The organism is Novosphingobium colocasiae, assembly GCF_014652555.1.
In the GTDB taxonomy this organism is placed as follows: Bacteria; Pseudomonadota; Alphaproteobacteria; order Sphingomonadales; family Sphingomonadaceae; genus Novosphingobium; species Novosphingobium colocasiae.
In genome coordinates this window covers 447,549-468,450 of sequence record NZ_BMZA01000001.1, presented here as the reverse complement: position 1 = coordinate 468,450, position 20,902 = coordinate 447,549, and the positions used below count along the sequence as shown (strand labels likewise).

The 20,902-nt window shown below is 66.1% G+C and carries 14 protein-coding genes; 6 read left to right on the top strand and 8 right to left on the bottom strand.

The genetic code is table 11. The annotated features are described in order from the left end of the window. Positions 1–54 precede the first annotated feature (54 nt). The 3 genes from IE122_RS02295 to nth all read left to right on the top strand — a co-directional run bounded on the left by IE122_RS02295 (position 55) and on the right by nth (position 6,933). Entirely contained in the window at positions 55–5,391 is a 5,337-nt protein-coding gene (locus IE122_RS02295) for an autotransporter domain-containing protein (RefSeq protein WP_189619455.1), read from the top strand. A 169-nt stretch (positions 5,392–5,560) separates the two neighbouring features. Then, positions 5,561–6,289, top strand: coding sequence for a 4-hydroxy-tetrahydrodipicolinate reductase (dapB, locus tag IE122_RS02290; RefSeq protein WP_189619454.1), 729 nt, complete (start codon positions 5,561–5,563; stop codon positions 6,287–6,289). Continuing rightward, a complete protein-coding gene (gene nth, locus IE122_RS02285; protein ID WP_189619453.1) occupies positions 6,286–6,933 on the top strand; it encodes an endonuclease III in 648 nt (215 codons plus the stop codon). Before dapB ends, nth begins: the two co-directional genes overlap by 4 nt. A gap of 165 nt (positions 6,934–7,098) precedes the next feature. On the opposite strand, the gene virB11 is transcribed toward nth, so the two are convergent. The 8 genes from virB11 to IE122_RS02245 all read right to left on the bottom strand — a co-directional run bounded on the left by virB11 (position 7,099) and on the right by IE122_RS02245 (position 15,165). Then, positions 7,099–8,163, bottom strand: a complete 1,065-nt coding sequence (gene virB11 / locus IE122_RS02280) for a P-type DNA transfer ATPase VirB11 (RefSeq protein WP_189619452.1) — start codon at positions 8,161–8,163, stop codon at positions 7,099–7,101. Positions 8,164–8,166: 3 nt separating this feature from the next. Continuing rightward, complete coding sequence (locus tag IE122_RS02275; RefSeq protein WP_189619451.1) at positions 8,167–9,279, bottom strand: TrbI/VirB10 family protein; 1,113 nt, start codon at positions 9,277–9,279, stop codon at positions 8,167–8,169. A gap of 4 nt (positions 9,280–9,283) precedes the next feature. Continuing rightward, positions 9,284–10,129 carry a TrbG/VirB9 family P-type conjugative transfer protein gene (locus tag IE122_RS02270; protein ID WP_189619450.1) on the bottom strand — a complete coding sequence of 282 codons (846 nt, stop codon included), beginning with the start codon at positions 10,127–10,129 and terminating at the stop codon, positions 9,284–9,286. Next, entirely contained in the window at positions 10,126–11,385 is a 1,260-nt protein-coding gene (locus tag IE122_RS02265; RefSeq protein ID WP_189619449.1) for a TrbL/VirB6 family protein, read from the bottom strand. The genes IE122_RS02270 and IE122_RS02265 overlap by 4 nt, the downstream gene beginning before the upstream one ends. A 13-nt stretch (positions 11,386–11,398) precedes the next feature. After that, complete coding sequence (locus IE122_RS02260) at positions 11,399–13,780, bottom strand: VirB4 family type IV secretion/conjugal transfer ATPase (RefSeq protein ID WP_229813709.1); 2,382 nt, start codon at positions 13,778–13,780, stop codon at positions 11,399–11,401. 168 nt (positions 13,781–13,948) lie between these two features. Continuing rightward, the gene (locus IE122_RS02255) at positions 13,949–14,230 is read right to left on the bottom strand and encodes a VirB3 family type IV secretion system protein (RefSeq protein ID WP_189619447.1); all 282 of its coding nucleotides are present in this window, start codon (positions 14,228–14,230) and stop codon (positions 13,949–13,951) included. Continuing rightward, positions 14,230–14,571, bottom strand: coding sequence for a TrbC/VirB2 family protein (locus IE122_RS02250; protein WP_189619446.1), 342 nt, complete (start codon positions 14,569–14,571; stop codon positions 14,230–14,232). Before IE122_RS02250 ends, IE122_RS02255 begins: the two co-directional genes overlap by 1 nt. Positions 14,572–14,772: 201 nt before the next feature. After that, a complete protein-coding gene (locus IE122_RS02245; protein WP_189619445.1) occupies positions 14,773–15,165 on the bottom strand; it encodes a hypothetical protein in 393 nt (130 codons plus the stop codon). Positions 15,166–15,457: 292 nt separating this feature from the next. Here IE122_RS02245 and IE122_RS02240 point away from each other — a divergent pair, with 292 nt between their 5' ends. The 3 genes from IE122_RS02240 to IE122_RS02230 all read left to right on the top strand — a co-directional run bounded on the left by IE122_RS02240 (position 15,458) and on the right by IE122_RS02230 (position 20,765). Then, complete coding sequence (locus IE122_RS02240) at positions 15,458–17,068, top strand: beta-helix domain-containing protein (RefSeq protein WP_229813652.1); 1,611 nt, start codon at positions 15,458–15,460, stop codon at positions 17,066–17,068. 86 nt (positions 17,069–17,154) lie between these two features. Next, positions 17,155–19,857, top strand: coding sequence for a TonB-dependent receptor domain-containing protein (locus IE122_RS02235; protein WP_189619444.1), 2,703 nt, complete (start codon positions 17,155–17,157; stop codon positions 19,855–19,857). A gap of 329 nt (positions 19,858–20,186) precedes the next feature. Next, entirely contained in the window at positions 20,187–20,765 is a 579-nt protein-coding gene (locus IE122_RS02230) for a TMEM165/GDT1 family protein (protein ID WP_189619443.1), read from the top strand. The last annotated feature ends 137 nt before the right edge of the window (positions 20,766–20,902 follow it).

The following is a 20,902-nucleotide window of genomic DNA, read 5'->3' as shown; positions in this document are numbered from 1 at the left end:
GTTTGGGCAATAGTCCGGCAATACTGAGCGTCGGACTCATCAGGGGATGAAGTAATGAGCAAAACTGCACTCACCGTGCGCAGCCGGATCCTGCTCGGCGCCAGCGCCGGCGCGCTCTCGCTGGCTTCGTCCCCGGCACATGCCACCCAGAACTGCCCGGCCAGCGGGTCTTGCGATCTGACCGTTACCGAAGCGAATCAGACAATCGCGCTTAGCGGCCTTAGCGGCGGCACGGTGATCAACACCGCCACCGGCACCACCATCACCGCCGCCGTGACCGTCCCGACCCAGACAACGGGGGTTGTCATCGACAATCGCGCCGGCGCATCCATCTCCGGCCTGACGTTGACCCCCGTGTCCAACCAACCTCCGCCGTTTAACGCACCTTACGAGCTCCGAAACTCCGGCGTCACCGTCATCAACGCAGGCGCGATCACCGGCGATGTCCATTTCACCAGTGGCGGGACTTATGTGAATGCGGGCGGCACCGTCAGCGGATCGATCCGAAGCTCCACGCAAAACCCGTTCTCGACCGAAGTTTACATTGAGCGCGACAGCACTCACTCGACGCTGTTCGATCCGGGGAAGGGGGTAGATGTCTACTCCGGTTCGATCAGCAGCAGCGCCACCGTAACCCTGCCCAGGACGCTCCCTACCAATTTCGAAGTCTACGGGCTGGAGGTCCTCGGCACAGGGACAACCGCCACGCTCGTCGCGCATCCCGATGGGGCCGGAAGCACGGGATTGAATCTGCGGGGCCAAGGTTCCGTGGTGAACCAGGGCGTTATCAACCCGGCCGACTTGTCCGCCACCGGCATTAATCCGATTTTCCTTGCTGTCCTCCCCCAGCGCGCGATCACTTACAGCGGCTTGGTAGACGACACTACAACCGTCAACGTCACCTATCCGGTCAACACTCCGATCTTCCAGCTCTCGGTCACCGAGGCGGTGGTTTTGAACGCCGGCCTGGAGTCCTTCAGCAACGAAGGCACCATCAACGGCGACCTGGCGCTGACGACCAAGGCGTTCTCCAACAGCGGCGAAATCAATCTGCTCTCAAACGGTGCCGGCACGCTCATCGCCGGTCAGACCGACACCGATCTGAGCTTCACGAACACCGGATCGATCATCCTCAGCGACAATGGTGCGCATCTCAACCAGTTGCTGGATCATGCGATAACTCTGGTTTCGGGGCCGGCGACGACAAACCCGGCCGACATTACCGTCCTGAACGATACCGGCGCGACGATCGAGGGCGGGATCAGCGTTTCCGGCTTCGCCAAGGACTTCTCTTTCACCAATAAGGGCGTCATTTCGATCCCCTCAAGCAATCCCAACTTCATCGATCGCGCGGTCGATCTCGACATTGGCCAGTCGGACATCGGCTACGCGGTCACGAACATCGAAGAGATCGCCGCCGACTCGGTCCTGATCGACAACTCGGGAACGCTGGATGGGGGAATGGATGGGCGGTTCACCACCGTAGCGATGAATTTCGTCAATTCCGGCACCATCAACAACGACGTCAACGACGATGAAGCCGAAGCTCTCAGGATCGAGACCAACGATTACGGCAGTACCGATTCAACCGACGGCGGGACCTTCACTTTCACCAATACCGGGCAGATCGAAGGCACCGCGTCGTTCGATCTGGAAACGACAAGCGTCACCGTCACCAATTCAGGCGACATCACGCGCGATCCGCTGACGTATGTCCCACAGTGGTTCCCCACCGGCTTCCGCGGGCTGGAAATCGACCAGGAAACCGCGCTCGATGCCGATCTTACGCTCGTGAACACGGGCACCATCTCCACGTCCGATCGTGCCGGCGGCGCGCTTGCCGTGTCGATGGAAGCGGGCGATATCCAAAGCGGTCTGCCAGGCGCTGCAACCGCGAATGCGACGGCTTCGATCACGAACTCGGGCTCGATCATCTCTCGCGGCGGCGTGTACGTGACGCAAGGCGACTCCATCGGCCTGCCGCAAGGCGCGTTTCTGGTTCATCTGGGGTATGGCATCGGCGCGGGGCTTGATGCCGAAGGCACCTCGAGCCTGACGATCCACAACCAGACCTCGGGCATAATCCGCTCCGAAGTGGTCCCCCTAGTCTACGGAGCGCCAGGTTACTCCCAGGTCCTCGCAAACTCGTCGGCTGGCCTTGGCGTCGTCGCGACCGGCGATCTCATCACCATCATCAACGACGGCGAGATTACCGGTCAGGAAGGGGCGGATTTCCGAGGCCAGAACAGTCCCAACCTGTTCGCCGTTGGTCAGAACTGGCTAGACGCCAACGCGGTCGAAGGCGTGATCGGCGGCGCGATCGACACGCTGTTCTCGCAAGACACGCTGACCAACTCGGCCACCGGCACGATCAACGGCGGCATCGCCCTGCGTCAGGGGGATGACAGCTTCACGAACGCGGGCACCGTCCATGGCCACGTCTACATGGGCAGCGGCGCGGACGAAATTTACAATACCGGCCTGATCGACGGCAATGTCGACATGGGCGATGGCGACGATACCTTCGGCATCCTCCTCGCACATGCGGCACCGGGCGGCAGCAAGGGCATCACCGGCACGCTCGAAGGCGGCACCGGCAACGACCTGCTGGTATTCGACGTGACCGGCAACGGCGCGCTCGAAGACATGGCGGCGCTGCACCACACCGGGTTCGAGACGACCGCGATCGGGGGGACCGGTACGGTCAGCGCCAGCAATCTGGTCGTCTCCGCGCCGATCAAACTCGCCAGCGGCTTCGTCACCCTCGGTGCGGGCAGCACCGTCTCCGCCGCCACGCCGGGCGCAACCGCGTTCCACGGGCTGGACGGCGTCTCGCAGGATCTCATCAACCGGGGCACGATCAACGGCGCAGTAAGCCTCGGCGACCAGACCGACAGCGTAACCAACTACGGCACGATTGACGGCGATATCGATCTGGGCAGCGGCGATGATTTCTTCACGCAGGGGATCAACGCCAGCCTGACCGGGATCGCCGACGGCGGTGACGGCTTCGATACGTTCACGTTCGACATCACCGGCGGCGGCACCATCCACGCCGCGTTCTACGACCAGCTCGTCAACTTCGAGATGCTGGGCCTGACCGGTACGGGCGCGGTGACGTTTGACGGCCCGGCGCAAGTCGATACCATCGGCCTCGAAGCCGGCGCACCGACCGTGTTCGCGGCGGGCGGCACTGTGGAAACCCAGACCGAAGTTGCCGTCACCGGCTCCACCGGCGCGGACGACCTGACGAACGACGGCACGATCCTCGGCGACGTCAACCTCGAAAACGGTGACGACCAGTTCGCGAACAACGGCACCATGAACGGTGATGTCGGCGCGGGGCTGGGTGACGATCACGTCACCAACAACGGCACCATCAACGGCGATGTCGATCTCGATGGCGTCGGCGCGCCGGACGGCGATGGCGGCGGCGGCAACCAGCAGCAGCAGTTCGCCCGCCCCTTCGCGCTGGCTGCAGTGGTTGTGCCCACCGGCGGCGACGATGTGCTGGACAACCCCGGCTTCATCGGCGGCAGCGTGTTCGCCGGGGCGGGCAACGACCAGTTCACCAATTCCGGCACCGTCGGCGGCGATGTCTACATGGGCACCGGCAACGATCACTTCACCCTGTCCGGCGGGGTCAACGGCCTCATCGATCTGGGCGACGACAATGACGTTCTCGAACTGCGCGATGGCTGGAGCATCGGCGGGCTCGGCGTCCTTGCCGGCACCGGCACTGACGAACTGCGCATCGCCACCACCTCAACCTATGCCGAGCCGACGGAAATCGGTCTGGGCCAGTTCAGCGGGTTCGAAACCGTCGCGGTGCAGAGCGGCGTCACCGCGTTCAGCGGCAACGGCGCGTTCGATTCGATCCACGTCGCCGGCGGCCGCCTGATCGGCCGCACCGGCTCCGAGATCGATGCCGACGTGACCGTCGATCAGGGGGCCACCTTCGGCAGCGCCGGGCTGGTGCGCGGCGATATCGTCGTCAACGGCACGCTCTCGCCCGGCGCGTCGCCCGGCACCATGACGGTGGTCGGCGATGTCCAGCTTGGCGCAGGGTCGAGCACGGTGTTCGAGTTCACCCCGTCCGCCAGCGATGCGCTGGTGATCGACGGCACGCTGACCATCGCCAGCGGCGCTTCGCTGACGCTGAGCGGCACCCGCCCGCTGACGCCCGGCAGCTATGTGCTGATCGACACCACCGGCGGCATCGAAGGCACCTTCGGTACCAACATCACCCGCGACGATACCGTGCTGGGCGTGCTGCGCCAGACCGAAGACACGCTGGAACTCATCAGCATGTTCCAGTTGACGAGCGGGGCGAACGGCCAGGTCACTCTGACCAACGCCTATCTCAACGCGCTGCTGACCGGCGGCACAGCCACTGATGGCGTGCTCGATGCCTTCCCGGTGCTGGTCGGCGGCGATGGCTTTGCCAACCAGGCGGTTCTCGCCACGCTCAATCCCGAAGCCTATGCCTCGGTGGCGCAGATCGGGTTCGAGAACGGTCAGGCGATCGCCTCGGCCCTGCGCGGGGCACGTGTCGCCGGGCCCGAAACGGGATCGGGACTGTTCGTGTTCGGTCACGGCTTCGGTGCATGGCGCCGGTTCGCCGGACAGGACAACGGCGTATCGCGCGCCAATGTCCGCACCGGCGGTTACCTTGGCGGGGTCGGCTTCGGCAATGACACGTTCGGGGCGGCGCTGTTCGTCGGCCGCAGCGATGCGCGCCAATCGATCCCGGGCATCGGCGCGCGTAACGAGGCCGACGGCATGTTCTTCGGCGGCCGCGTCAACGTGTCTGCCGGCGGGTTCGACGCCGGGGCCAGCCTGATCCTCGATCGCGCCAAGGCTGACACCACCCGCAATCCGGCAACCGGTGTTTCCAAGACCGACAGCCACTATGACCTGCATTCGACCACGCTGGACGGCTGGGTCGGCTATGGCTTCGAACTGGGCCAGGGCATGAAGATCGGCCCGCAAGTCGGCGTGACCCATACCGAGGTCAAGCGCGAGGGCGTGACCGAGACCGGCGGCGCCGCATTCGCGCTGCAGGTCGCCGGGCAGAAGTACAAGCTCACCACGCTGACCGCCGATATCCGCGCGTCGGGCCCGGTCGGCGGCAAGCTGCGCGGCTGGATCGAAGGCGGCGTCCGGCACCGGATCGACGGCGATGCGATCACCGCGACCGCCGCGTTCACCGGCACCGGCACCAGCTTCACCGTCAACGGCGCATCGCGGGCGAAGACCACCGCCCACTTCGGAGCCGGGGCGGAACTGACCGTCGCCAAGAATGTGGACCTGTTCGTGAACGGCGATGCCGAGGCCAAGGGCGGCAACGGCGCGAACCGCATCGACGGAGGTGTCCGCATCCGCTTCTGACGCGCGGGTTCAACGCGGCGATCGGCGGCAGGGGGTGGTCGATCCAAGGGCGGGGTCCGCAAGGGTCCCGTCCTTTCTTTTGATGCCCGCTTCCTTGCTCCCCTTGCCTCGCCCCCGCTCCCCGCTAAAGCGATGGACGCATCGGAACAGCTCTGGAACGGACAGGCATATGGCACGCATCGGCATCATCGGCAGCGAGGGGCGCATGGGCCGTGCCATCGCGGAGGCCATCGTGGCGGCGGGCGAGACCCCGGCCGGCGGGATCGACCGCGACGGCGATGCCACGCCGCTGGCCGAGGCGGCGGATATCCTGATCGACTTTTCCAGCCCCGGCGCGCTCGAAGCCAACCTCGACGCCGCCATCGCCGCCGGCAAGCCGATCGTTGTCGGCACCACCGGGCTGGAAGAGCGCCACCACTGGCTGATCGACAGCGCGGCCGAACGCATCCCGGTTTTGCAGACTGGCAACACCTCGCTCGGCGTCACCCTGCTCGCCCATCTCGTGCGCGAAGCGGCGAGCCGGCTGGGCGACGACTGGGACATCGAGATCGTCGAAACCCACCACCGCATGAAGGTGGACGCCCCCAGCGGCACCGCGTTGCTGCTGGGCGAGGCTGCTGCCAGTGGGCGTCAGGTCAGGCTGGCCGACAGCGCGGTGCGCGGGCGCGATGGCATCACCGGCGCGCGCGAGGCCGGGACCATCGGCTTTGCCTCCCTGCGCGGCGGCAGCGTGGCCGGCGATCATTCGGTGCTGTTCCTTGCCGATAACGAGCGGATTTCGCTGTCGCACCTCGCCGAAAACCGCGGCATCTTCTCACGCGGCGCGGTGAAGGCAGCGCAGTGGCTGCTGGGCAAGGAGCCGGGCCGCTACACCATGCCCGAAGTGCTCGGCCTTTGACGAAAGCCGATATCTTCGAGTTCTTCCGCCGCCTCGCCGAGCTCAACCCAGCGCCCGAGACGGAGCTGGAGTTCGGCAATACCTACCAGTTGCTGGTCGCCGTGGTGCTGTCGGCGCAGGCCACAGATGTCGGCGTCAACAAGGCGACGCGGGCGCTGTTCCACTCGGTTAAGACCCCGGCGCAGATGGTGGCGCTGGGCGAGGATGGGCTCAAGCAGCACATCAAGACGATCGGCCTGTTCAACGCCAAGGCCAGGAACGTCATCGCCCTGTCCGAAATCCTCGTCGCGCAATACGGCGGCGAGGTTCCGGCCGATCGCGATGCGCTGGTCGAACTGCCCGGCGTTGGCCGCAAGACCGCCAATGTCGTGATGAACTGCGCCTTCGGGGCAGAGACCTTCGCGGTCGATACGCACATCTTCCGCGTCGGCAACCGCACCGGACTTGCCAAAGGCAAGACCCCGCTGGCGGTCGAGAAGCAGTTGGAAAAGAAAGTCCCCGCCCCGTTCCGCGTCGGCGCGCACCACTGGCTGATCCTGCACGGCCGCTACATCTGCAAGGCCCGCACGCCGGAATGCTGGCGCTGCCCGGTGGTGGACTTGTGCCGCTTCAAGGACAAGGTGCTGGAAAAGCGCGGGAAATAACGGAGACGGAAACGGACCGCCATAGCATCGTGCATTTGATCAGCGTCACAAGTTCCGTTCGTGTCGAGCGAAGTCGAGACACGGAAAGCACAGCGCCAGCATGTCTCGACTTCGCTCGACACGAACGGAGAATAATTCAGAACTCAGGCGCTTGGCTCAAGGTCGCTATCCCACCAGCGAGCGGCTCTCCGCGATCATGGCAATGCCGCGCTTGCCGTCGCGGCGGTCGAGCTGGACGACGATGTCGATCACCGATGCCGCGTATTCCAGCGTTTCGGCGCGGGTCAGGCCGATGCCGGTCTGCATGCTCATCAGCGCGATCTGTTCCAGCGCGCCGCGCGGAGTGTTGGCGTGGACGGTGGAGAACGATCCGGGGTGTCCGGTGTTGATCGCCCGCAGGAACGACACCGTCTCGCCGCCGCGCAGTTCGCCCAGCACGATGCGATCGGGGCGCAGCCGCAGCGCCGCCTGCAGCAGATCGTTGGCCGAAACCTTGGCCTCGCCCAGTTCGCCCTTCACCGCGATGAGGCCGACGCCGTTGGCTCCCGGCAGATGCAGTTCGGCGGTATCTTCCACCAGCACAACCCGCTCATACGCCGGGATTTCCGAAAGCATGGCGTTAAGGAAGGTGGTCTTGCCGGTCGACGTCCCGCCCGAGATCAGGATCGTGCGCCGCCGCCGGATCGCATCGCGCAGGAACGCGATCGGTTCGGCCAGCGGATCGGGCGTCGGCTCCTCGGCCGGCAGCGCGATCGGGCCGCGATCGTAGGCATCGAGCGGCAGTTCGAGCAGCCGGTGGCGGCGGATCGCCATCGCCCAGTCGGACCGGGTGGCGGGCGGACCGACAAGCTGGATACGCGCGGCGCTGCCCTGCCGGCCATCCGCACCGATGGTTCCGGGCAAGGTTGCAGCCAGCAGCGGATGTTCGCGGTTGATGCCCTGGTGGCTGATCCGCGCGACCTGTTCGGCCAGCCGCTGCAGCAGCCGCTTGTCCACTTCGGGGACGGCAAAGCGCTGCATCCCGCCGCCGGGATGAGCCGCATCCTCTACCCAGACTTCGCCGGGACGGTTGACGAGGATTTCGGTCACCGTCTCGCGGTCCAGCCAAGAGCGCAGCGGGGCCAGATAAGCGTCGAGATAGACGCTGCGGGCGATCGGCGGTGCCGGTTCGACCGGTTCAGCCATGGCAGGCGCGCGGCCGTGCTGCAGGTTCAGGACGTCCGCGCTCATGGTTCACTGCACTTTCGAGAAATCGAGGTCCTTAGCGGTGAACACCCGGATCGGTTCGCCCTGGCGCACGCGGATCGTCGGGCCGACGCCGCCGCTGTTCTGGACCGCCGCCGCCGCTGCCGACTGGCCGCCGCCCGATACGATCAGCCCCGCGCCGCCCGATCCCAGCGTGGACAGGCCGCCCACCACCGACAGCAGCATCGCCGAGCCGAAGCGTTCGAAGAAGTGCGAGTTGACCTTGCCCTGGAGCCCGGTCTCGCCACCGAAAGAAATCGCCGGCGATCCCAGATCGACCGAAACGCCGTCTGGCCGGATCAGCCGGCTCCAGATCACATAGGCACGCTTCTGGCCCGCCGTCAGCCCGCTCTTGTACTGGCCGATCAGGCGCGACGAACGCGGGACCAGCACGTGCCTGCCATCGAAGCTGCGCACGTCTGTCGACACGATGGCGCGGACATAGCCGGGTACGTCAGTATCGATCGCCGTTTCCAGCACCGCCGGGATCAGCGTGCCCTGGGTGACCGTGGTGGCCGGATCGAAGCTCTGCGCCGCCGCCGCCGTCTTGCCGACGCCGCCGATGCGCGCGGCGAAATCATCGTTGGCGCTGCCGCCTTTGCCGTCGGTTCCGGGCCCGGCAGCAGGGGCGATGCCGCCCGCCGTATTGCCGGCATCGAACACCACGGTCGGGCTGGAATAAGGATTGTTGGCCGGAAGGTTGTTGGCGGCCAAGCCAGGAGGCGCGGCGAGGACCGGCGCGGGGGCCGGGGCCGGCAGCGGTGCCAGTCCGGGCGAGGCGGCGGGCGCGGGCAGCGGCGCAAGGCCCGGTGCCGGGAGCGGCACCGCCGCATCGGCCGGCGCTGGCGCGGCCACGGATGCTTCCTCGGTCTGCGCCGTCGTCTGCCGCGATCCGCTCAGCGACCACAGGGTCAGCCCGCCCAGCGCCGCGACGATCAGCGCCCCGGCAGCCAGCCCCAGCCCGTCCGAACGCTTGCGCTGGGTAACGGTGGGCATGACGTTGCGGGTCGCCAGATCGATGACCTGCGCCCCTTCAGTCTCGCGCGGGTCGGTGTTGGCGGCAAGATCGAGGCGTTCACGAAGTCGGGAATTGGGCGACATGGGCTCAGTTCTCCATGGGCGAAACAGGGGCCGGGGCAACGGCGGAGGACGGCATCGGCCGCTTCGTCGCCAGCGCAGCAGCGGGCAGCGCTCCCGGTCCGGTCGGCGCGCGGCGATCGTTCACCAGCCGCGCGATAGACCGGCCCGAACGCAGCACGAGCTGGTCGGGCACATCGTCGATGACGATGGTGTTGCCGCGAACGGCATAGTTGACCGGGCCCTCCTCGCCCTTGGCGTTGAGCATGAGGATCGCCGGCACCGCCGTGCGCTCCGGCCAGATCAGGAAGGTGGACAGGCCATCGTCATAGATCCGCGAGGGCTGCAATTTGGTATCGCCCGAACGGCGCCAGGCGAAGTTCAGGGTAGAGGTATCGGCGGGCGCACCGGCCACATCGCCTTCGACCACCGCCCGTTCACCCGGATCAAGCGTGGCGAGCCCGGCAGAAGCGGGGGCCGTTGCGGGTGCTGCCTTGGGATCGTCCTTGTAGGTGAACCGCAGCATGTAGAGCGGCTTGGCCTTGGCCGAGGCGACAAGATCGAAGAAATAGGTGCGCTTGTTCGTCACCACCGTCATGTTGGTGCGCGCGATACTGTCCAACGGCTTGACGAACAGCAGATCGGCCCGCTTGTTCGGGGTGATCTGCCACTTCTGGCTATCGCCCACGGCCACATTCTCGATCGCCTCGTTCTGGCCGAAGGCGATGGTGGCCTGCACCCCGGCCTTGCCGTCGATCCGCACCACTTCCTTGGGATCATAAGCGTGATCGACCAGGCGGTCATCCGCCTCCGCAAAAGCGGGAAAAGCCAGGCACATCAGCAGGGCAGCAAGACCGCAACTGCGGTTGATCATTTCAACTCCTTCGCCGGCGCGCGGCCGGAACCGTTCATCGTATCGTTCGAGGCCCCGCGAAAGCGGCTGCCGATCCCGTGCGCACGGCGCGCGTCCGAGGGGGCGGAGGCGTTGATTCCCCCACCCGTGACGTGTGTTATCACGGTTCGCCGGTCCGATGCACCCGTACTTGATGCGCCGGTCCCGCCGTGCCCATCCGGGGCGGTGACCGCACCCGCCACCGCCGCGCTGCGCGCGACCTGCGCGGTGCGGCTCTGCGCGGTCATCGCGGCGACCGGCGCGGTGCCGTAAGCGGTCGGCGCCGGGGCGGCCGGGGCGAAATCGCCGGAGCCGGACTTGCGCCCGTCGGCAAGGCCGAACACGCGCCATCCGGCCACCATCGTGCCCGCCACCTTGAACACCATCACCATCAGCGCCAGGTGGACGCAGGCCATCACGAACAACGCCATCGCCGCCCGGGCATCAACCTCGCCCATCTGCGCGCCCTTGACCAAAGCCGAAACCACCGGGGCCAGCAGTTCCAGCGAGATGCCGCCGCCCAGCACCACGAACAGCGGCGTCAGCGCGGTCAGCGCGACCCCTTTGACCCAGCCGGCGGTCAGCCCGCGGGTGCCGCCGAACATCGCCATGATGACGAACAGCGGCCCGAGCGCCAGCAGCACCGCCAGCGCGATCCGCGCGGTCAGCAGCACGCCTACGGTGCCCAGCAGCAGGATCAGCCCGCCCATCCACATCACGCTGGTGGGCGAGAACAGTCCGCCCTGCCCGGCGGCTGCCGCAGCCGTGGCGCCGGCCCCGGTCTGCGCCGCAGCGGGGGCGGCCTGATCGGCATCTTCGGCGACCTGGCCGAGTGCGGTGAAGATCAGGTCTATCCGGTCGCCGAATATCTGCGTGGCCGAACCCTTTTCGCCCATCAGCAGCGAGGCGATCCAGTCCGGCCCGCCGACCGCAAGGTTCCACACCACGCTCTGGTAAGCGATCCAACTGGTGGCGAAGGTCAGCACCAGCCCCAGCGTCAACATGCGCGGCGTCAATGCCGAGATGCCGAGCGTGGAGCGGCCGGTCAGCAGCGAAAAGGCGAAGAAGGCGATATAGAGCGTCAGGACGATCGTCAGCACCGGGGCCATCGCCCCTTCGGCCCCGAACAGCCGGTTGAATGCCGAAGCGGTGGCCTGCCCGGCGGCGCAATCGACCGCGTGCAGCGCCGGGGCCACCCCAGCCGAAGCGTAATCCATGAGTTGCTGACAGCCGCTCATCGTCCCTGCCCCCCTATTCCGCCGCTTCGATCCACAGGCCGCCGTCCTCGGCATCGCCGGGCCAGGACATGCCGGTCAGTTCCGGGAACCATGCCGAGGGCGCATCGCCCACCTGCTCGCGGATGCGATCCAGCTTGCGCACCGTGCTTTCACGACCGGACAGCACCGTCAGCACTTCGGGCATGCCCGACAGGTCGAGCCGCACGACGACCGAAGCATCCGACTGGCGGATCAGGAAGCAGCGGCTCTGCGCCGGCAGCGTGCGGATCACGTCGAGTTCGTGGCCGGTGAGGCCAAAGCCGTCGCAGTAATCCTCGGCTCGCGCGCGCGAATTGGGCATGAAGATCATCGTCGCGGTCTGTTCCACCAGCACGGTGGCGATACGGCTGTCCAGCGCGTCGCGCGCAGACTGGGTGGCAAAGCCGACCAGCGCGTTGCGCTTGCGCAGCGTTTTCAGCCAGTCGCGGATGCGCGCAGCGAAAACCTCGTCATCCAGCGCCTTCCAGCCCTCGTCGATCAGGATCATCGTCGGCTCGCCGTCCAGCCGCTCTTCGATGCGGTGGAACAGATACATCATCACCGGCGTGCGCAGGCGCGGGCTTTCGAGCAGCGCGGTCATGTCAAAGCCGAGCACGCGGGACGACAGGTCCAGCCGGTCTTCGCGGTTGTCGAACAGCCAGCCATGTTCGCCGCTGCCGTTCGGGCCATGCGCGATCCACGCATCAAGGCGGCTGGCAAGGTCACCGGGTTGCGGGCGGGCCGACCCGGCCAGCAGTTCGCGGAAGTGCGACAGGCGGCGCAGCGCCGGATCATTGGCATAAGCGGCATCGACCGCGCCGGCCAGAATGGCCAGCTCCTCCGGCCCTTTCGCCTCCAGCAGCACGCCCAGCCAATCGCGCAGGAACGCCCGGTTGACCGCATTGTCGGGCAACGACAGCGGGTTGAAGCCGGTCGGATGGCCGGCGGCGATGCGGCTGTACGTGCCGCCGATCCCGCGCAGGAACACCTCTGCCCCGCGATCCTTGTCGAACAGCACGGTGCGCGGGCTGAACTTCTGGGCCTGGGCGGCCAGGAAGTTCATGACCACTGTCTTGCCGGAACCCGACGGACCGATGACGGTGAAATTACCAAGATCGCCCTGGTGGAAGTTGAAGAAGAACGGCGTCGCGCTGGTGGTGGACAGCATAGTCACCGCATCGCCCCAGTGGTTGCCGCTGGGCTGCCCCATCTGGAAGCCGTGGAGGGAGCCAAAGCAGGCCATGTTGGCGCTGGAAATCAGCGCGCGGCGCACCAGCATGTGTTCGTTGCCGGGGAACTGGCCCCAGAACGCCGGTTCCAGATTCACATCCTCGCGCACCGCGACCGCGCCGGCATCGGCCAGCGCGGCGGCGCAGGCGGCGGTCACATCATCCAACCCGGCCAGTGTTTCGGCGCGCACCAGCACCGCCAGGTGATGATCGCCGAAGCCGACCGCCCCGGTGCCCAGCGAATCGCGGGCAGCCGCCATTTCGCCGCGCTCGGCCATGGCTTCCTCGTCAGCGGACTTGAGCCGGCGGATGGCAAGGTCGATCCGCTCGCGGGCGATCTGCCGGTCACACGGGGCATAGGTTTCGGTCAGCACCATTTCCGCCGGCAGGCGCAGCAGCGGATCGGTCAGCCCCGGCGCGGTCGAATCGGGATAGTCTTTCAGGCTGACGATCGACGCGAAGGCGGTGCCCTGCGCCCCGCGCAGTTCCAGCGCATCCATGCCGAAGCTGACCCGGCGATAGGGCAGCATGTGGCCGATATCGGTATCGTCCACCGGGCGGCGAACCGGGCGCATCTCGCCATTATAGAGCGCGGAAAGCAGTTCGAGCACTTCCGAGCAGCGCCCGGCCTGCCCTTCATAGTCACCCAGCATCCGCGCCCCGTAGGACCCAAGCGAGGCGACCATCGCCCCGGCGGCGGCGCGCAACGCGCGCACGTCGGCGGGATCGGCCTCGACCACTTCGCCGCCTTTGTTTTTCAGCATGCGGTTGAGCTTGTCGGCCCAACCCGCCTTGCCGCGCGCCGGGCGGCGCACCAGCGTGATGAACTGGTCATTCACGAACAGCGCGCCCGAACCGGTCCGCGCCCGCCAGCGGGCATCGATATGCGCGGCCAGCGGATCGTCGAACTGGCCGTCCAGCTCGATCTCCACCCGGCGGCGGATGACGTGGTGATAGAGCACGAAGCGGGCATCGAGGCTGGAGCGCAGCAGTACTTCACGGGTGGCGACGTGGGCGTTCAGCTCATCCGTATCGGCGGTCTCGAAAGCCAGCCCCGGCACCATCAGCGCCAGCATCACCGAGCCATCGCGCAGCAGCACGACGTTATCGTCCACCAGCGCACGGTAGGGCAAGCGATCGCCGACCATGGCTTCCTTGCGGCCCCACCCGGCGAGCGCACCCAGCCCGCGCACGGCCTTGCCGCCTGCCAGCGTCCTGCCTGCCTTCGCTCCCGACGTATCCGCCATCGTCATTCCCCTTCGCGCGCCGGGCGGCGCCTTGTCCGGCCGGTCATCCCTGCCGGCGTGCCTTCGCCGTCACGGCGCGTAGCTGTTGCAGTTCCAGCGCGACCAGTTGCGCACGCGCGGGCACTTGCTGACCTTGGTGATCCACAGATCGAACACGCGCGGTTCGCGCAGGCAGGCGAGATAGCCCGTCCCGTGGATCGCCAGCGCTACCGGGAGTGCCCAGAAGCTCTTGGTGATAAGGAAAATCTCGGTCGTCAGCGCGGCGTTGATGATGAAGAAGCTGTAAGTCACGCCCGCGAACATCTGCGGGCGCGTCAGCGCGCGGTGGACTGGGTGGCGAACCAGCGCCATTAGCCGACCGTCGACTGGATGCCGGTAACGATCGCGCCGGCCCCGAACAGGATGAACACGCCGATGATGACGGTCGCGCCGAAGCGCCAGTTCATCCGCCCGGTCAGCATCATGAAGCCGACCGCTGCCACCGCCATGACCGCCACCGCCGTGGCGACGTTGCCGAGCAGCGTGCCTTGCAGCCACCCCAGCGCAGCCACGATCGGGCCCGATCCTTGCGGATCGCTGGCTACGGCCTGCGCTTGCGCCGCAACCGGCGCGAACGATGCGGCCAATGCGGCCAGGAGCTTTGAAAATCCACGTGAAACGCCGTGGAACTTACGTGAATGTCGAATCACCATGCCCTCCGTATGGGGCCCAAGTGTTCCATTCACATGACACGAATGTGACGAGATCGCGCCTTTGCTGCCAACCCCACCCTATCCGTGCCGGCACCGCGCTATCTTGCGCGGCTTTGGCCGGGCCCGACCAGACCCGGCCTTATATCGTCAACCGTTGCGACCTCAAAGGGCGGTTGCCGCCGTTTTCCGGCAATCGCTCGGTCAACGCGAAGCCTGCGCCGTGGTCGCCAGCAGGCGGCGGATCGCCATCCGTGCCGCTTCACGCGAATCCACCCAGGATCCGTCCGCCATCTGCAGATCGTAACGCTGCGAGGAGTTGATCGCGGCCTGGTAGGCGGTCATGGCCCGGCCGTTCTGGCCAACGGCGGCGTAGGCCGAACCCAGATTGATCAGCGTGGCCGGATCGTCCGACCGGGCCGCGCCGCCGCTTTCCAGCTTGGCAAGCGCGGTCTGCGCGCGGCCGGCGGCGAGATCGGTATAGGCAACGTCCGTGTAGGCCGACGCGGTATCAGCGCCGGCGGGGCGCGCGTCAGCGGGGACGGCGATGGCCGCCTGAGCGAAGAGCGCAGCGACGGCAAGAGAAAGGGGGGACATCGGCAACTCTCCCATTTATGTGTTTCAATAGTTGCAGACTGTGCCCGATCGATCGGACCGGCAAGAAAATGACGAGACTGTCATAAAACTGCAATGGAGCTGTGAACGCCACGCAAACCGGCGAGTCGCCTCACCACCCTCAGTGATGATCGCCTGATCGTCATATCACGGTCATGTAACCGCATAAAACTGTCATCGTATCGCCAACAAACTGTCACCCCCCGAACCTAAACGGCGCGGCAACGATCGCGGAATCGCCGCTTCGTTCGACCTTATCCCAGGGGGACATCACGTGAAGAACATCCATGGCATGCTGTTGATCGGCTGCAGCGCCCTCGCCCTTACCGGCTGCGGTGCCGGTGACGTTGCTTCGTCCGGCAGCGGCGGCGACATCATCATCGAGAACCCCACGCCGACACCCACGCCGACCCCGACCGGCGGCGGCACCGTGACCGCAGCCGATTCGTGCCCGACTTTCGCCGCGACCGGCGGCCTCACCAACGACGGCATCATCTCCGGCCCCGAAGGCACCTGGCGCGTCTGCACCCTGCCCGCGCTGGTCGACAAGTCCTCCTCGCTGCCCAAGATCCCCGGAGTGCTCTATCGCCTGAACGGCCGCGTCGATGTCGGCTGCGACGGCGGCTTCTCGGCCCCGACCGCGGCCGGTTACACCACCACCACCGCCGCGTGCGCCGGCCGCTCGCTGACGGCTGACACCAACGTGACGCTGAACATCGATCCGGGCGTGATCGTCTATGGCGACAACACCGCCGCCGTCGCCTGGCTGGCGGTCAACCGCGGCAACAAGCTGATGGCCGAAGGCACCGCTGCCAAGCCGATCATCTTCACCAGCCGCCAGAACGTCGTCGGCCTCAACACTGAAAGCTCGCAGGGCCAGTGGGGCGGCGTCGTGCTGATGGGCCGCGGGATCACCACCGATTGCAACTCGGGCTCGATCGCCAGCGGCAGCACCGCCAACTCGTGCGTGCGCGACACCGAAGGTTCGGCCGATCCGGCAGCGTTCGGCGGCAACGACAACACCTACAACGCCGGTTCGATCAAGTACGTCCAGATCCGTTATTCGGGCTTCGTCCTGGGCAACGGCAAGGAACTCCAGTCGCTGACCGCCGAAGCAGTGGGCGACCAGACCAAGTTCGACTACTTCCAGAGCGTCAACAGCTCGGACGACGGTGCCGAGTTCTTCGGCGGCAAGGTCAATTTCAAGCACTACATCTCGGTCAACGCCGACGATGACAGCCTCGACGTCGATACCGGCCTGCAGGGCTTCTTCCAGTACGTCCTGCTGCTGCAGCGTGACGGGGCGGGCGATGCGCTGATGGAAATCGACAGCGACAAGAACATCGTCTCGCCGCGCCAGAAGACCGCCATCGTCAACTTCTTCGGCTATCAGCCCAACGTCAGCACCGCCAACAACGAAGCCAACGACCAGGCTTCGGTGCTGATCCGCGGCAACGCCGACGTAACCTGGGCCAACGGCATCATCGTTTCGCCGAACAACGAGTGCCTGCGCATGAACGGCGAAGTCTCCGGTGCGGGTGCCACCGATTACGCCACGCTCAAGGCCTATTCGACGCTGCTCCAGTGCAATGCGACCAAGTACCTCAACACCGGCACGTTCGCCGGCGGCTCGACCGCGCAGACCAGCTTCGGTTCGGGTGCCGACAACAACAACGATGCCTTCACGGCCACGCTCTCGGGCTTCTTCGCGACGCCCACCGGCACCGCCTACGACGTCAAGAGCATCTCCTCGCTGTTCGACACCGCGACCTACATCGGCCCGATGTCGAGCGCGACGGACACGTGGTTCAAGGGCTGGACCTGCGACACCGCCACCGCCAACTTCGGCAGCGGCAGCGCCTGCACCGCCCTGCCCACCACCTGATCGGTCGCCCGACGAATACCGGGGGCGGCCGCACGCGGCTGCCCCCTTCTTCGCATTCAAGAAATCCCTAAGGGGGGACACCCAAGATGACCACGCCGCGGTTCGCATCCCTGCTGCTGCTTTCGACCGCCCTTGTCGCCGTGCCGGCCCTGGCCCACGCACAGGACGCGCAGGACGCCCAGCCCGTATCGACCCAGCCCGATCCTGCGGTAGAAACGCCGGTGGAACCCGAACAGGCCGCTCCCGAGGAGCAGGCCCCCGAGGTCTCGATCCCCGGCGGTGCGATCATCGTCACCGGACGCCGCAACGCAAACATTCAGCGCGTCTCGCCGCAGGTGGTCACCGTGCTGGGCACGGAAGAAATCGCCCGCACCGGTGAAGGCGACATCGCCGGCGCGCTCGGCCGCGTCACCGGCCTCTCGGTGGTCGGCAACGGCTATGTCTACGTGCGCGGGCTTGGCGATCGCTATTCGCTGGCACTGCTGAACGGTTCCCCGCTGCCCAGCCCCGAACCGCTCAAGCGCGTGGTCCCGCTGGACCTGTTCCCGACCAGCATCATCGCCTCGTCGCTGGTGCAGAAAAGCTATTCGGCCAACTTCCCCGGCGAATTCGGCGGCGGCGTCATCAACCTGACCACCAAGGCCGTGCCCAAGGAAAGCTACCTGTCGATCGGCGGCGGGGTTTCGGGCAACACCGAAACCACCAACAAGCTGGGCTATACCTATTACGGTGCCGGCAGCGACTGGACCGGGTTCGATGACGGCACCCGCGACATGCCCAAGGCGCTGACCGATTTCATCGCCTCCGGTGCCACCACATCGGGCAGCAGCGATGCGGCGCTGGCCGCCGGCGGCGCGCTCATCACCGGCAACAACGCGCTGGTGCAACGCTGGAAGCACCTGCCCGCCAACTTCTCTGGCAGCATCGACGGCGGCACCGCCATCGATGTCGGTTCGGATCGGCTGGGCATCCTGTTTTCGGCCGGATATTCGAACAAGTGGACCAGCCGCGATGTCATCAACCAGCGCACCGGCGGTCTCGATGCGAACCAGTTGGACAGCGATTTCCGCTCGGTCAACACAGACAACCAGATCGTCGTCAACGGCCTGCTGGGCCTGGGCTACGAATTCGGTGACAACACCATCCGCTGGACCAACGTCTACATCCGCGACACGGTCAAGCACACCAAGCTCGGCCTCGGCTACAAGAACAACAACAATGTCGCGCAGTACCTCGATCAGAGCACCGCGTGGTACGAACGCCAGTTGATCGACACGCAGCTTGTCGCCGAACTCAAGCCGCTGGACGATACCACCCTCGATCTGCGCGCAGGCTACGCCAATTCGCAGCGCGAAGCCCCGTTCGAGATCGACATCGAATCGGTCAAATCGAACACCGGCCCGCTCGGCGGTTATTTCATCAACGCGCTGAACGGCGGCAACGGCGGCGATGCCACCATCGCCTTCTCGGACCTCAACGAAGACCTGTGGTCGGCCGGGTTCGACGTGTCGCACCGCTTCAGCAATTCGACCAGCTTCACCTTCGGCTATGCCTTCCAGCACTCCAAGCGGACCAGCGCCCGCCGCTTCTTCCGCTACCGTGCCTCGGGCAGCTCCACGTTCGTCAACGCCTTCGGGCTGTGGCGGCCTGACCTGCTGCTGTCGCACAACGTGCTGGTCGATCTGCCGGCATCGGGCAGCGGCATCGACTATGCGGTCTCGTTCGCCGAGGAAGACGGTGCCGGCGCGATCTTCAACGCCAGCTTCCTCAACCACGGCGTCTACGGCAAGATCGATTCCGACCTGACCGATGCGCTCAAGCTTGATCTTGGCGTACGCTGGGAAAGCGGCAAGATGCAGACCTCGGTCGTCCCCGTCCCCGGCTTCAGCAGCAACCCCACCCCGACCGAGATCGACAAGGCCTATGTCCTGCCGTCAGCCACGGTGACCTGGGAGCTGGAGCCCAGCATGCAGTTGCGCGCCAGCGCCTCGCAGACGCTGGCCCGGCCGCAGTTCCGCGAATTGCAGTACCAGTTGTTCTTCGATCCGGACAGCAACCGCACCTATCGCGGCAACCCCTACCTCAAGGACAGCAAGATCACGAACGCCGAAGCGCGGTTCGAATGGTACATGTCGGCCAAGAACAAGATTTCGGTCGGCGGCTTCTGGAAGAAGCTCAAGAACCCGATCGAAACCTACATGGATACCGATTTCGTCATCAACTACGCCAACGCCCCGGAAGCGACGCTGTACGGCGCGGAGCTGGAGCTGCAGAAATATTTCGATGCCTTCGGAACCCGCCAGTTCCTGGTCTCGGCCAACTACACCTGGTCCAAGTCCAAGCTCAAGGTTTCGGACGGCGATACGGTCAAGATCGCCAGCGATCCGAACGTCGCCTATGCTGCCTCGATCTACTTCCGTAACGGTGCGCCGCTGACCGGACAGTCCGAACATATCGCCAATGCCCAGATCGGGCTGGAAGATACCGACAGCCTGTCGCAACAGACCTTCCTCATCAACTTCGCCAGCAAGCGCTCGATCAGCCGCGGCGTCTACGACAACGGCCAGGGCACGCAGGGCGACGTCATCGAAAACCCCGGCTTCACGATCGATTTCGTGGCGCGGCAAGGCCTCAAGCTGGCCGGCCTCCCGGTCGAACTCAAGTTCGAGGCCCGCAACCTGACCAACCGCAAGCACTTCGAATATCAGGACCTGCCGAACGGCCGCATTCAGACCAATACCTACCGCGTCGGCCGCGCCTTCGCACTGTCCGCCTCGGTGGATTTCTGACCCTGCCCGATACTGCGCCGGGAGTTCCCTGACACTCCCGTTGTTGCCTCCCGGACCCGGCCGCCACCATGCGGCCGGGTCTTTTTTCTTGTGCGGCCCCACGCTGCAAGCTAACCGCATCCGGTCATCCGGGGAGTAGCCACCCGTGCCGTTCGCGGCCGGGACCCGTCGTCAACATACTTGGCCGAGAGGCCGTGGCGCACGGGAGGACGCCGGCAGTTTATCTGCCGGCTTCGGGCAAGACCGATGACGCTTGCGACGATCGCCGGCCGGGCGCATCGCGCTTGCGTCGTCGTGTTCAAGTCTTGCGCCCGGCCCGGAGTATCGCCTTGGAAGCCCTGCTGACCTCCACCGCCGTGGTCGCCCTCGCCGAAATCGGCGACAAGACCCAGTTGCTCGCCATCGTTCTCGCCACGCGCTTCAGGAAGCCGTGGCCGATCGTCGGCGGCATCCTCGTCGCCACCCTCGCCAACCATTTCCTCGCCGCGCTGGTGGGCGAACAGGCGTCCAGCTTCCTTGATGGGCAGTGGTTCCGCTATGCCGTGGCGATCAGCTTCATCGCGATGGCGGGCTGGACGCTGATCCCCGACAAGTTCGACGAGGATGAAGAAGCCAAACCGAGCCGCTTCGGCCCCTTCCTCGCCACCACCATCGCCTTCTTCCTGGTCGAAATGGGCGACAAGACCCAGATCGCCACCATCGCCCTGGGTGCCCGCTTCCACAGTGTGCTGCCGGTGATGGCGGGCACCACGCTGGGGATGATGATCGCCAATGTGCCGGCGGTATTCCTCGGCAACGAACTGGTCCGGCGCGTGCCGCTGAACGTGGTGCGCACCGTGGCGGCGCTGCTGTTCCTCGGCATCGGCCTGTGGCTGCTGGCCCAGACGGCGGGGTGGCTGGGGAGCTGAGGCTTCATCGCCCACCCCGTCCGGCTAGGCGATAGATCGCCAAGCCTTCCGGCCCTCCCATGAACGGGAGGGCAAGCCCGCGCATCCCCGCCCGTTTACGGGAGGAGAGCGAGACTTAGGCCTCCGGCCTTAGTCGC

Excerpts from the sequence above, each read along its gene's own strand:
- IE122_RS02295 (WP_189619455.1), top strand. The coding sequence starts at position 55 with ATGAGCAAAACTGCACTCACCGTGCGCAGCCGGATCCTGCTCGGCGCC.
- dapB (WP_189619454.1), top strand. The coding sequence starts at position 5,561 with ATGGCACGCATCGGCATCATCGGCAGCGAGGGGCGCATGGGCCGTGCC.
- virB11 (WP_189619452.1), bottom strand. The coding sequence starts at position 8,163 with ATGAGCGCGGACGTCCTGAACCTGCAGCACGGCCGCGCGCCTGCCATG.
- IE122_RS02275 (WP_189619451.1), bottom strand. The coding sequence starts at position 9,279 with ATGTCGCCCAATTCCCGACTTCGTGAACGCCTCGATCTTGCCGCCAAC.
- IE122_RS02270 (WP_189619450.1), bottom strand. The coding sequence starts at position 10,129 with ATGATCAACCGCAGTTGCGGTCTTGCTGCCCTGCTGATGTGCCTGGCT.
- IE122_RS02265 (WP_189619449.1), bottom strand. The coding sequence starts at position 11,385 with ATGAGCGGCTGTCAGCAACTCATGGATTACGCTTCGGCTGGGGTGGCC.
- IE122_RS02260 (WP_229813709.1), bottom strand. The coding sequence starts at position 13,780 with ATGGTCGGCGATCGCTTGCCCTACCGTGCGCTGGTGGACGATAACGTC.
- IE122_RS02255 (WP_189619447.1), bottom strand. The coding sequence starts at position 14,230 with ATGGCGCTGGTTCGCCACCCAGTCCACCGCGCGCTGACGCGCCCGCAG.
- IE122_RS02250 (WP_189619446.1), bottom strand. The coding sequence starts at position 14,571 with ATGGTGATTCGACATTCACGTAAGTTCCACGGCGTTTCACGTGGATTT.
- IE122_RS02245 (WP_189619445.1), bottom strand. The coding sequence starts at position 15,165 with ATGTCCCCCCTTTCTCTTGCCGTCGCTGCGCTCTTCGCTCAGGCGGCC.
- IE122_RS02235 (WP_189619444.1), top strand. The coding sequence starts at position 17,155 with ATGACCACGCCGCGGTTCGCATCCCTGCTGCTGCTTTCGACCGCCCTT.